Here is an 11,775-nt window from a genome sequence, read left to right on the forward strand (position 1 = left end):
GCTGACCCCTATGCTGACTTTGGTGAGGTGGCGGAGCAGAACCCAACCGGAAAAAAGGCCCGACCGCTGGGAGCGACCGGGCCTTGCGCCTCTGAAAGCCGAAGGCCTCAGGCGGCCTTGCCGAAGCTCAGTGTCTCGTAGCGGCGCAGATGATGGTCGACCGAGCCGTAGAGGCCCTCGATCATCGTCGCCCGCTTGAAGTAGTGGCCGACGGCCAGTTCCTCGGTCATGCCCATGCCGCCGTGGATCTGGATGGCGTTCTGGCCGACGAACTTGCAGGCCTTGCCGATCTGCACCTTGGCGGCCGAGACGGCCTTGGCCCGCTCGGCGTCGCTCTCGTCGAGCTTCAGGGTGGCCATGTAGGTCATCGACACCGACTGCTCGACGTTCATGAACATGTCGACCATCCGATGCTGCAGCACCTGGAAGTTGGCGATGGCGGTGCCGAACTGCTTGCGCTGGCGGGCGTAGTCGAGGGTTTGCTCATGCATCTTGCGCATGGCCCCGACGGCCTCGGCGCAGGCGGCCGCGGCGGCTTCGTCCAGCACCTTGTTGACCAGGGGGAGGCCCTTGCCTTCTTCGCCGATCAGGGCGCTGGCCGGGACGGTGACGTTCTCGAGGTAGACTTCCGAGGCGCGCTGGCCGTCGACGGTCGGGTAGTCGCGGGTGACGATGCCCTTGGCGCCCTTCTCGACGATGAACACCGAGACGCCGGCCTCATCGCGCTGGCCGCCGCTGGTGCGGGCGGTGACGATCAGGTGGCTGGCCCAGGGGGCGCCGATGACGACCGCCTTGTGGCCGTTCAGCACATAGCCGTCGCCGTCCTTCTTGGCCGTCGTCTTGATGTCGTTCCAGCTGTAGCGGGCCTGCGGCTCGGCGTAGGCGAAGGCGATGGTGACCTTGCCCTCGATGATGCCGGCGATCAGGTCGGCCGCGCCGGCGTAGCCCGAATGCTTCAGGAAGCCGCCGCCGATCACCACGGTGCCGAGGTAGGGCTCGACCACCAGGGCTTTGCCGAACTCTTCCATGACGATCATGTTTTCGATGGCGCCGCCGCCCAGGCCGCCCAGCTCTTCGCTGAACGGCGCGCCGAGGATGCCCAGCTCATTGGCGAAGGCTTCCCAGATTTCCGGGCTCCAGCCGCTCTCGGACTTGATCAGCTTCTGGCGCTTTTCGAAGTCGTACTTGTCCTGCAGGAAGCTGGCGACGGTGTCGCGCAGCATCGATTGCTCTTCGGAGAAATTGAAGTCCATCGGGCGTCCCTAAGCTTGGCGTTTCTGCTGCGGTTCCTTCGAGCCTTAAAGGCCGAGGACCATCTTGGCGATGATGTTGCGCTGGATTTCGTTCGACCCGCCATAGATCGAGGTCTTGCGGGTGTTGAAGTAGTTGGGCGCGGTGCGGTGGGCGCTCTCCGGGCCGATCGGGTGCATGTTGTCGCCGTCGGCCGGGAAGCCGCGGAAGTAGGGCGAGGCGTAGTGGCCCGCCGCTTCCAGGGCCAGCTCGGTCAGCCGCTGCTGGATTTCCGTGCCCTTGATCTTCAGGAGGGAGGATTCCGGACCCGGGCCCTTGCCGGCGCTTTCCGAGGCCAGCACCCGCAGCTCGGTGTATTCCAGCGCCGTCAGGTCGATCTCCAGTTCGGCGACCTTGCGCTTGAAGTCGGCGTCCTTGAGCAGGGCCGAGCCGTCGTCGCCGGCCTCGGCCGAGGCCATTTCGCGAACCCGCTCGACGCCGCGCTTGGAGCGCGCCACGCCGGCGATGCCGGAGCGTTCATGGGCCAGCAGGAACTTGGCGCAGGTCCAGCCCTTGTTCTCCTCGAACACGCGGTTCTCGACCGGAACCTTGACGTTCTCCAGCCAGACCTCGTTGACCTCGTGGCTGCCGTCGATGGTGATGATCGGACGCACGGTGATGCCCGGGCTCTTCATGTCGATCAGCAGGAAGCTGATGCCTTCCTGGATCTTGGCGTCCGGATTGGTGCGGACCAGGAAGAAGCCCCAGTCGGCGTGCTGGGCCAGGGTGGTCCAGGTCTTCTGGCCGTTGACCAGGTAGTATTCCTTGCCGTCGTCGCCGGTGATGCGTTCGGCCTTGGTCTTCAGCGACGCCAGGTCCGATCCCGAGCCCGGCTCGGAGTAGCCCTGGCACCACCATTCCTCGCCGTTGTAGATTTTCGGCAGGTAGCGTTCCTTCTGCTCCTGGGTGCCGAAGGTGTAGATCACCGGGGCCACCATGGCGACGCCGAAGGGCAGGATCGGAATCGCGTCCGCCCGGGCCATCTCCTCGCCGAACAGGTATTTCTGGGTCGAGGTCCAGCCGCAGCCGCCCCACTCCTTGGGCCAGGACGGGGCCACCCAGCCCTTCTTGGCCAGAATCTTGTGCCAGGAGAGGAAGTCCGCCTTGGACAGCTCCTCTCCCTCCGAGGCTTTCGCCCGCAGCTCGGCGGGATAGTTTTCGGTCACGAAGGCGCGGACCTCGTCGCGGAAGGCGAGATCTTCGGGCGAAAAGTCGAGGTTCATCAGGGGCTCCCGGCGCGGCTCTTTGGGCCGTGTTCTAGTCGGAAGCGATCATAGGCGCCAAACACTTGTTTGGAAAGATGACGCTTGCGTCAACGTAAGGACTTTTGCTGTCCCTAGAAAGTTCAACCTAACGCGACACCGCGACGCCCACGGAGCCGACCCCAAAGAAAAGAGCGCCCCGTCGGGGGGACGGGGCGCCAAGGGGCTCTGGGTGCTCGATAGAGAGTGCGAAATTACCCCGCCACGCCGAAGGCCTGGCAGGCGCCGTTCCGCTCGGCGATCAATTCGGCCCTGCGCGTCGCATCAGCGCGGCTGGCCTCGGCCTGGGCGTCGTCCTGGGCGTTCATGGCCTTGTCGACGATCCAGTCGGCGCGGCCACGCTTGTTGGCCTTCAGCACCTGGTCGACACCCTTGGTGTCGACGCCGTCGGCCTTGGCCAGGCCCTTGCAGCGGGCCGCCTTGACGAACTGAGCGTCGCTCAGACGCTCGGCCGGCTGAGCGGCTACCGCGGTGGCGCCGGCGAGCGCCAGCAATGTAGCGGAGATCAGCAGGGTCTTCATGGGTCGCTCCCGTCAGTGATTGAATTCGATGACTGGAGGGTGCGCCACGAACACCGTATTCACAAATTAAACTCTTGAAAGACTCCGAGTATTACATAGATTTCATATCTAAACTTGTTGTAATGCTTCGGGCGAAATCATGGCGCCGTCTTGACGGTTTTGTCTCACTTGCCAGCGCGCCGCCGGCCCGCGATCCTTGGGGGCGATGACCGACACGCCTTCCGATCTCACGAGCGGCCTCACCGGCCCCGGCCTGGGCGCCCTGCGCATGGACGCCGCCCAGCTCAACGCCTTCCTGTCGCGCGCCTTCCCGCATGGCGACCCTGAACAGATGGTCAAGGTGATCCGCGTCGATCCCGGCATCGTCACCCTGGCCATGCCGACCTCCGAGCGCAACCTGCGCCCCGGCGGCGTCATCTCCGGCCCGACCCTGATGGGCCTGGCCGACAGCGCCGCCTACAGCCTGATCCTGGCCCATATCGGCGAGGTGGCGATGGCGGTGACGACCTCCCTCAACATCCACTTCCTGCGCCCCTGCAAGCCGGGCCGGCTGATGGCCGAGGGCCGGCTGTTGCGGCTGGGCCGCCGCATCGCCACCGTCGATGTGCTGATGTGGACCGAAGGGCCCGACCGCGCCGCCGCCAAGGCCACCGTCGCCTACGCCATCCCCGAAGGAGCCGTCTCGTGACCCTCGGCCCGCCCTACACGAGCCCTCCCAAGGCCATCACCACCCCCTGCGTGAAGGTCTGCATCGTCGATCCCGAGAGCAACCTCTGTCTCGGCTGCTTCCGCACCCTCGCCGAAATCGGCGGCTGGGCCGGATTCAGCGCCGAAGAGCGCGACCGGCTGATGGCCGAACTGCCAACCCGCCGGTCGCGCATCCGTCCGGAGAAGCTCGGACTCTTCGCCGGCTGATTCACCGGATGCAAACCCTGAGCCGCTAGAACGCTTCTCAACGGCCCGTCCAGAACGGCCCGACGAAGCCAAAAGGGCGGGGTGTCATCAATGTTGAGGTTCGCAGCAGTCGTGCTGGTGGGAGCATTGTCGGCCGTCGGCGCGGCCAGCGCCGTCGTCAGGTTCGATCCCTCACAGCAGGCCTCGGCCGCCAACGTCCAGCTGGCCACCACGCCCGTCTCCAACAGGCCGACGCCCGCGCAGGTGACCAAGGCCGCCGATGGCCACTACTGGGCCACCGCCGACGTCAACGGCAGCGCCGTGCGCTTCCTGGTCGATACCGGCGCCACCGCCGTCGCCCTGACCGCCACCGACGCCCAGCGCCTGGGCCTCGATCTCTCCAAGCTCACCTACGGCGTGCCGGTGACCACCGCCGACGGCAAGACCATGGCCGCCCAGGTCAAGCTGCGCAGCGTCACCATCGCCGGCGCCCGGGTCGAGAACGTCGACGCCCTGGTGCTGCAGAGCGGCCTGGAAACCTCGCTGCTCGGCATGAGCTACCTCGGCCGGCTGTCCTCCTTCGAGGCCACCCGCACGGCGCTGATCCTGAAACCCTAGGCCGGCTGCCGCAGCGGCGGCAGCTCGCCGCGCGACACCGCCAGCCCCAGCTCCAGGCTGCGGCCGATCATCGTCGCCCGCTCGACGAACAGCGCCGCCGCGGCCGGCGGACAGACCTCGCGCGCCGTATCGCCGAACAGCGCCAGCCACCGGCCGAAATGCTCGGGCCGGATGTCGGGCAGGCGGTTGTGAACCTGCATCGGCCGCCCCTGGAAGCGGCCGGTCGCCAGCATCACCGACGACCAGAAGTCGTACAGCTTGGCCAGGTGAACGTCCCAGCTCTCGCCGATCGCCCGGTCGAAGATCGGTCCCAGCGCCGCGTCCTCGCGGACCCGGGCATAGAAGGCGTCCACCAGGTCGCGGATCATCGCCTCGTCGATGCCGACGGCGACGCCCGGGCCGACGCGCGGGCCTTCGCCGCGAGGATGATCTGCTGGTCTGTCGGCCATAGGGCTGAGTTAGGGGCCGGCGCCTCATCCCGCAACCAAGGGATAACCCCTAGGCGCTTCTGACACGCCGCCAGGCGGCGATGATCGCCCCGGCCAGCACATCGATGTCGTCCTCGGTCAGCCCCAGCGAGATCACCGACACCCGCATCGCCCAACGCCCCCGCCAGGCCGTGACGCCGGCGTAGCAGAGGTTGTCCTCCTGCAGGGCGGCCACGGCAGCCCGCGCCAGGTCATCCTGGCGCTCCGGCGGCTCGCCGACCCCGAACCCGATCACCACCTGATTGAGAGCGATGGTGTTGAGGATCTCGATCCCCGGCTCGGCCGCCAGGATTTCGCCCAGCCGCGCCGCCAGGGCGCAATGGTCGCGCACCATGGCCGCTATGCCGCTTCGTCCCAGCGCCCGCAGCACCGCCCAGGCGGCGAAGCCGCGCGCCCGCCGCGACAGCTCCGGCACATAGAGGGCGGGGTCATGCTCGGCGCTGCCCGAGGGCGGCAGGTAGGCGGCGGTGATGCTCATCGCCCGCTGATGGGCGGCGGTGTCCTTCACGATGGCCAGGCCACAGTCATAGGGCAGCTGCAGCCATTTGTGCCCGTCGGTAGCCCAGCTGTCGGCCAGGTCCAACCCAACGGCGAGATGGGCGGTCTCCGGCGCCGCCCGCGCCCACAGCCCAAAGGCGCCGTCGACATGCAGCCAGGCCCCGGCCGCCCTTGCCGCCGCCGCGATCTCGACCATCGGGTCGATGGCCCCGCTGTTGATCTGCCCGGCCTGGGCGACAACGATCCCGGGTCCATCGTGCGCGGCCAGGGCTTCGGCCAGGGCCGCCGCCTGCATCCGTCCGTCGGCGTCAACCGCCACCCGCACCGCCCGCCGCGAGCCAAGCCCAAGATAGCGAAGGGCCGAATGCACCGTCGCGTGCGCCTCCTCGCCAAGGAAGACCTTGACCTCCGGCGCGCCGATCAGGCCGTCGGCCTCGACATCCCAGCCGACCTTGCGCAACACCTCGTTGCGCCCCGCCGCCAGCCCCACGAAGTTGGCCATCGTCGCTCCGGTAACGAAGCCGATCGAGCTCTCGCGAGGCAGGTCGAGGATATCCAGCAGCCAGGCCGAGGCCGCCTTCTCGGCCATGGCCGCGGCCGGCGCGGCGCTGTAGTTGCCGGCGTTCTGCCCCCAGATGCCGGTCAGCCAGTCGGCCGCCACCCCGACCGGGTGCGAGCGCCCGATCACCCAGCCGTAGAACCGCCGGCCGGTCATCGCCATCAACCCGGGCCGCGCCGCATCGTCCAGCGCCTCGACCACCTCCGCCCAGTCCCCGCCGTCCTCCGGCGTCGGCCCGCCGAACAGCGCCTCCAGCTCCAGGGCGGTCGCTGTCGGTCGTGGCGGCCCGGTATCCACCGTCGACCGGTAGTCCCCGGCCCGCGCGTGCGCGACGCCGAGCGCCCGCGCGCCGTCCTCGATCCAGTCCGTCATGATGCCTCCCCAACCGGCGGGTGTCAGGCAGCTTCCCGCGCGCCGCTCACCGCGTCCAGCGCCCGGTCAACGACCTCGATGCCGGCCCCAGGCTTGACCCCTTCGACGGTCAGGATCCGCCGCCAGCTACGCGCCCCCGGGCGACCGTGGAACAGACCCAGCATGTGCCGCGCCATGGCCGGCAGATGGACACCCCGCTCCAGCTGGGTCAGCAGATAGGGCCGATAGCGCTCGACCGCCTCGAACGGCGAGACGTCCGCACCGTCAACGCCGAACACACGCCGGTCGACCTCGCCCAGCAGCCCGGCCTCATGATAGGCGGCCCGCCCCATCATCACCCCGTCGACATGCGCCAGATGCGCCTCCGCCTCCTCAAGCGAGGCGACGCCGCCGTTGATGACGATGGTCAGATCCGGCCGCTCGCGCTTCAGCCGGTAGACCAGCGGATAGTCGAGCGGCGGAATGTCCCGGTTCTCCTTCGGCGACAGCCCTTTCAGCCAGGCCATGCGGGCGTGGACGACAAAGGTTTGAACCCCGGCGGCGGCCGACAGGTCGACGAGCTTGAACAGGCTCTCCTCCGGCTCCTGGTCGTCGACCCCGATGCGGCATTTGACGGTCACCGGCACATCGACGGCGGCGATCATCGCCGCCATGCAGTCGGCCACCAGCTCCGGCTCGCGCATCAGGCAGGCCCCGAACCGCCCCGACTGCACCCGGTCCGACGGACAGCCGACGTTGAGGTTGATCTCGTCATAGCCCAGCGCCGCGCCGATCCTGGCGCTGGCCGCCAGATCAGCGGGGTCGGAGCCGCCCAGCTGCAGGGCCACCGGGTGCTCGACCGGATCATAGCCCAGCAGCCGCTCGCGGTCTCCGTGCAGCACGGCGCCGGTGGTGACCATCTCGGTATAGAGCAGCGCCCGCCCGGTAAGCGTCCGGTGCAGCGCCCGGCAGTGACGGTCGGTCCAGTCCATCATGGGTGCAATGGACAATCTATGTGCTTGAAATTGCTTCAATTTTATCGCATCTTCAAAGGGTTGGTTCGCGGCGTGGGCACTCCGTTTTACGCTATCGCACGACGTTTTTCGCGGCCTTTCGACGAGTCAGCGCACACGGAGCGCACACGAAAATGGCCACCTTCACGAAGCCCTCGCTTGGGTCGTGGCGCGCCCAGGTTCGCCGCAAGGGTCGCTACAAGGCCGCCGCGGCGGATGCTCAGCCGTTAAGGCTGCGTCCGCCATCGACAATGATTTCCGAGCCCACGGTCCAGGCGGATTCATCGGAGGCGAGATAGAGCACCGCCTTGGCTACTTCCTCGGGCGAGCCGAAACGACCGAACGGAATGCTTGCTGTGATCGCCTGGGTCATCTGGGCGCGATGGGTGTCCGAGATACCAAGCTTGTCGTAGAGCGGTGTTTCCACCGGTCCGGGGCTGACGGCGTTGAGGCGAACGCCGCGCCCGATCAGCTCGTTCGAGAGCGTCTTCGACAGGCTCAGGAACGCGGCCTTGGTCGCGGCGTAGACCGATGAATTCGTCATGCCGACATGGGCGTTGACCGAGGTGTTGAGGATCACGGACGCGGGGTTGGCGAAGACCGGCAACAGCGACTGGATCAGGAAGTAGGGGCCCTTGACGTTGATCGCGAAGGAGCGGTCATAGGCCTCCTCGGTCCAGGCCTCGATGGGCTGCCACACGGACACGCCAGCGTTGATGAAGGCGACGTCAAGCTGGCCGTATTCGGCGGCGACGGCCGCGGCCAGCTCGCGCTGCGCGCCGATGTTAGCGGAATCGGCGGCGAGCACGGTGACGTCAGAACCCAGTTCCGCCCGGGCGCTGGCCAGGCTGTCGGGGTTCACGCCGGTGATGATGACGCGGGCGCCCTCGGCCAGGAAGCTCTTGGCGGCGGCCAGGCCGATCCCGGTCGTGCCGCCGGTGATGAGGGTGCGTTTGCCGGTAAGTCGAGACATGGGACGATCCTTGAAAACCTTGAGGCGGATGCGTTCCGTCTCGGTGTCTGCAAGATGCGCTCATGCTCGGAATGAGATAAGTCGGTCGTATCGCATATGCTTCATACGTCAGACGCATAATTGGATAAGATGGACCGCCTGCTTTCCATGGAGTGCTTCGTCCGGACGGTGGAGACGGGCAGCTTCTCGTCCGCCGCGAGAGATCTCGGGCAGAGCCAGCCGAACGTGAGCCGCCATGTGGCGGCCCTCGAGAGCCATCTTCAGCACCGGCTCCTGCAGCGCTCCACGCGAAAGCTGCGCCTGACGCCCGAGGGCGAGCGCTACTATGCGGAGGCCCGACGCATCCTCGACGCCATGAACGAAGCCGAGTCCGCGCTGAAGAGCGACGTCAATCCGTCTGGACTGCTGCGGGTCGCATGCCCCACGGCCTTCGCCCACGAGTTTCTGATGCCGCGGGTTCCGGAGTTCCTGAGGGCCTACCCGGATCTCCAACTCGATCTGCAGATTTCCGATCGGTTCGTGAACCTGGTCGACGACGGCGTAGAGCTAGCGCTGCGAATCGGACACCTCAGCGACAGCGCCTTGCGCGCGCGGCGTGTCGGTCTCTTCACACGCATATGCGTCGCGGAGACGGGTTATCTGAACGCGCGCGGGACGCCGGAAACCCCGCAAGATCTGAAGCACCATGACTGCATCGTCTATTCTCTGCTTTCGACGGGCGCGACCTGGCGCTTCGCCGATGTCGAGGTTGCGGTGTCCGGTCGCCTTCGTGTGAGCGCTCCGCAAGCGGCGCGGGAAGCCGCCCTTGCCGGTTTGGGAGTCGCCCTTGGCCCGCACTGGTTGTTTGAAGACGGACTGAAGACCGGTCGCCTGAAGCGGATTCTCACGGGATACGAAGCCGCCCCCGTCCCGATCCACATCCTCTATGTGGCCAACCGCCTTCTTCCACGTCGAGCCGCGGTGTTCATGGACTTCATGGCCGCGGCGTTTTCCAAGGTCGAGACCCTGAATGTGCCTCTCTCACCTTCGGTTGAAGGTGACGACCGGAGCTGAACGCACACGCCAGAGTCGCTGGAAGGACAGAGAGGGCCGCGGGATCGCCATTCCGCGACCTTCTACGATCCTTTTTCGCGCGCGGAGACTGGCAACCATCGTCAAAACGATGAGGCGTCAGAGACGATCGGGCAGTTGCTGGACGGCCCAGCGGTTGCCGTCCGGATCGCTGAAGAAGATGAACCTGCCCCAGGGATACTCCTGGACCTCGCCCACATCCATGCCGCGCCCGATCAGTTCCGCCCGCGCGGCCGCGACGTCGGAAACGACCAGTTGCAGGCCCTGTACGGACCCTGGAACCGCCGTCGTGACGCCCTTCCCCAGCGCGATCGAACAGGCAGAGCCCGGCGGCGTCAGCTGGATGAAGCGGAGGTCGTCGTTGACGGTATGATCGTGATCGACCGTGAAACCGGCCTGTTCAGAATAGAAGGCCTTCGCGCGGTCCACGTCCGAGACGGGCACGGCGACCAACTCCAGCTTCCAGTCCATGATCTGTCCTCTCGTTTGGCGTTCAAGGCGGGCGCGTCCGAGGCGGGAGGCTCGATCAGTCCAGCATCTCACCAATCCGGCGCACGGTATTCCAATTGCGCAATGTGCCGACACCGAGGCGTTTGGCCGTGAGGACCGGCAGAAGCCTGGATTGGGCCGGCTGGTCGCGGAAATGGAGCCAAAGGTCGCCATCGACGATCTCCAGGCGCTCGCCTTGGGTCGCGTAGGGGCCGAGCATCGCCGCCACATCCGGGCTCAGCGGCTCACGCATGACCCGGACCGCCACGCGATCGCCCTCGCCTCGGGATTCCTCGACGAAGGGATTGCCGCCGACCAACCGCCGCCAGCGCTCCGCGGTCCGAACGATGGTGTCCACCCGTCGTCCGAAGGCGCCGGCGAAGGCATCCTCCAGCAATGTCTCCAGCCGCTGACTCGAGGCGATCTCGCTCTCGAACACCGCATTGCCGGTCGCGATCAGCGTGCGCGGGTTGCGCAGGCCAAGGGAGGCCATCATCTCCCGCCACTCAGCCATCCTCACCCGCCCTCTGTCGCCGAGGGTGATGCTGTAGAGCAGCGCCACGTACGCATTGGTCATCGCAAAGGACCTTTCCGCGCCGCCGCCCGCTCGGCGGCCCAGGCCGCCACCGGCCCCGCCGCGCTGTCGGGATAGGGCGCCACGGAGCTGATGTTGATCTCGCAGAGAACATAGTTGTCCGCCCCGGCCGCATCGCGCGGGCCCAGCAGGAAGTCGGCGTCCCACAAGGCCGGCATGTCCTCGCTTCGGATGTCCAACAGCCGGCGCAGGCCGGGGATCCACTCCTCCTCCATCCGGCGGCGCAGGGCCGCGAAGGCCGGGGCGTCCGGCGGGTGCATGATGCGGGGGCCGGGCTGGGCCTGGGGGCTGTCGGGCCCCTCGGGCGGCGGCGGCAGGAGGGCCTTGATCAGCTGCTGGCCGTAGCCGACCACCGTCTCGCCGCTGACGTAGCAGCGGATCATCCCCTCCGGCAGGCGCGGCTGGAACGGCTGGTCGATGATCAGCCCGTCGTTCTCGAAATAGGGCGCCATCCGCGCCAGCAGCGCGTCCAGGGTGATGCGTTCGGGCAGGCTGCCCCGCCGGGCGTGCAGCACCTCGACCTCTCCCCTCCCCGCCCAGCTGACCTTCCACACCCCGATGCCGCCGTTTCCGCGCCGCTGCTTGAGCACCCGGGGGCCCTCGTCCAGCAGGCCGGGCAATGCCGCCGCAAGGGCGTCGGGCGTCGCATGGCGCCGGGTGTCGACGCCCCAGCCCAGCGCGCGGGTGTCGTACAGCACCGCCTTGACGCCCATCTTCTGGATGACGTCCGGATGCGAACTGACCCAGACTCCGGCCGCCGCCACCTCGCGCAGCAGGGGATCGAGCGCCGAGCGGTCGCCCGCCTCGCTGATCGGATCGACCCAGACCAGCAGGCCGTCCAGCGCCAGCAGCCGCTCGCGCAGCCCAACAGCGGCCTCGTCGTAGAGCAGCGGAACCGCCCTGGCTCCCAGCGCCTCCAGCGCCGCGAAGATCAGGTGGAAACGGCTGTCGGCCGGATCAGGGACCGGCGCGCCGGCCGGGCCGCGCCACATCAAGCCGATGTTGAGGGGATGGTCCATCACAGCTCCTTCTCGTCCCGGGCGGGATCGCAAGGAGCGGGTGCTTGGACGACAGGTCGTCTTCGGGGCGACCCGCGCGGGCCCCGACGCCGCGGAGCCTAGACCCGCTCCCGCCGCGCCGTCCAGTCGCTTTG

Annotated in this window: 14 protein-coding genes; 4 read left to right on the forward strand and 10 right to left on the reverse strand. The window is 67.6% G+C overall.

Annotation, left to right across the window (positions count from 1 at the left end; translation table 11 throughout):
* Positions 1–107: 107 nt before the first annotated feature.
* The 3 genes from AC1RSK_RS07085 to AC1RSK_RS07095 all read right to left on the reverse strand — a co-directional run bounded on the left by AC1RSK_RS07085 (position 108) and on the right by AC1RSK_RS07095 (position 3,073).
* Positions 108–1,253, reverse strand: coding sequence for an acyl-CoA dehydrogenase family protein (locus tag AC1RSK_RS07085; RefSeq protein ID WP_492906797.1), 1,146 nt, complete (start codon positions 1,251–1,253; stop codon positions 108–110).
* Positions 1,254–1,298: 45 nt separating this feature from the next.
* Positions 1,299–2,513 (reverse strand): acyl-CoA dehydrogenase family protein, encoded by a 1,215-nt coding sequence (locus AC1RSK_RS07090; protein WP_492906798.1) that lies wholly within the window; start codon positions 2,511–2,513, stop codon positions 1,299–1,301.
* Positions 2,514–2,746: 233 nt separating this feature from the next.
* The gene (locus tag AC1RSK_RS07095; protein ID WP_492906799.1) at positions 2,747–3,073 is read right to left on the reverse strand and encodes a hypothetical protein; all 327 of its coding nucleotides are present in this window, start codon (positions 3,071–3,073) and stop codon (positions 2,747–2,749) included.
* A 205-nt stretch (positions 3,074–3,278) separates the two neighbouring features.
* On the opposite strand from AC1RSK_RS07095, the gene AC1RSK_RS07100 reads away from it, so the two are divergent.
* The 3 genes from AC1RSK_RS07100 to AC1RSK_RS07110 all read left to right on the forward strand — a co-directional run bounded on the left by AC1RSK_RS07100 (position 3,279) and on the right by AC1RSK_RS07110 (position 4,585).
* Positions 3,279–3,761 carry a PaaI family thioesterase gene (locus AC1RSK_RS07100; protein ID WP_492906800.1) on the forward strand — a complete coding sequence of 161 codons (483 nt, stop codon included), beginning with the start codon at positions 3,279–3,281 and terminating at the stop codon, positions 3,759–3,761.
* Positions 3,758–3,988 (forward strand): DUF1289 domain-containing protein, encoded by a 231-nt coding sequence (locus AC1RSK_RS07105; protein ID WP_492906801.1) that lies wholly within the window; start codon positions 3,758–3,760, stop codon positions 3,986–3,988. Before AC1RSK_RS07100 ends, AC1RSK_RS07105 begins: the two co-directional genes overlap by 4 nt.
* 90 nt (positions 3,989–4,078) lie before the next feature.
* A complete protein-coding gene (locus tag AC1RSK_RS07110) occupies positions 4,079–4,585 on the forward strand; it encodes a TIGR02281 family clan AA aspartic protease (RefSeq protein ID WP_492906802.1) in 507 nt (168 codons plus the stop codon).
* Here the strand turns inward: AC1RSK_RS07110 and AC1RSK_RS07115 are convergent.
* From AC1RSK_RS07115 to AC1RSK_RS07130, 4 genes are all read right to left on the reverse strand, one after another.
* Positions 4,582–5,034, reverse strand: a complete 453-nt coding sequence (locus AC1RSK_RS07115) for a group III truncated hemoglobin (protein ID WP_492906803.1) — start codon at positions 5,032–5,034, stop codon at positions 4,582–4,584. The genes AC1RSK_RS07110 and AC1RSK_RS07115 overlap by 4 nt on opposite strands.
* Before the next feature lie 49 nt (positions 5,035–5,083).
* The gene (locus AC1RSK_RS07120; protein ID WP_492906804.1) at positions 5,084–6,502 is read right to left on the reverse strand and encodes a pyridoxal phosphate-dependent decarboxylase family protein; all 1,419 of its coding nucleotides are present in this window, start codon (positions 6,500–6,502) and stop codon (positions 5,084–5,086) included.
* A 23-nt stretch (positions 6,503–6,525) separates the two neighbouring features.
* On the reverse strand, positions 6,526–7,521 hold the full coding sequence (gene dusA, locus AC1RSK_RS07125) for a tRNA dihydrouridine(20/20a) synthase DusA (RefSeq protein WP_492906875.1): 996 nt from the start codon (positions 7,519–7,521) through the stop codon (positions 6,526–6,528).
* A 193-nt stretch (positions 7,522–7,714) separates the two neighbouring features.
* Positions 7,715–8,467 (reverse strand): SDR family oxidoreductase, encoded by a 753-nt coding sequence (locus AC1RSK_RS07130; RefSeq protein WP_492906805.1) that lies wholly within the window; start codon positions 8,465–8,467, stop codon positions 7,715–7,717.
* A 129-nt stretch (positions 8,468–8,596) separates the two neighbouring features.
* On the opposite strand from AC1RSK_RS07130, the gene AC1RSK_RS07135 reads away from it, so the two are divergent.
* Entirely contained in the window at positions 8,597–9,520 is a 924-nt protein-coding gene (locus tag AC1RSK_RS07135) for a LysR family transcriptional regulator (protein ID WP_492906806.1), read from the forward strand.
* A gap of 117 nt (positions 9,521–9,637) precedes the next feature.
* Here AC1RSK_RS07135 and AC1RSK_RS07140 read toward each other — a convergent pair whose 3' ends face one another.
* The 3 genes from AC1RSK_RS07140 to AC1RSK_RS07150 are packed head-to-tail and all read right to left on the reverse strand — an operon-like array spanning position 9,638 to position 11,641.
* Positions 9,638–10,123: a glyoxalase superfamily protein gene (locus AC1RSK_RS07140; protein ID WP_492906807.1), complete on the reverse strand. Its 486-nt coding sequence runs from the start codon at positions 10,121–10,123 to the stop codon at positions 9,638–9,640.
* Positions 10,065–10,604, reverse strand: coding sequence for a DUF1697 domain-containing protein (locus tag AC1RSK_RS07145; protein WP_492906808.1), 540 nt, complete (start codon positions 10,602–10,604; stop codon positions 10,065–10,067). The genes AC1RSK_RS07140 and AC1RSK_RS07145 overlap by 59 nt, the downstream gene beginning before the upstream one ends.
* Positions 10,601–11,641, reverse strand: coding sequence for a Cj0069 family protein (locus tag AC1RSK_RS07150; RefSeq protein ID WP_492906809.1), 1,041 nt, complete (start codon positions 11,639–11,641; stop codon positions 10,601–10,603). The genes AC1RSK_RS07145 and AC1RSK_RS07150 overlap by 4 nt, the downstream gene beginning before the upstream one ends.
* Positions 11,642–11,775 lie beyond the last annotated feature (134 nt).

Source organism: Caulobacter sp. GW821-FHT11A05 (assembly GCF_058809015.1).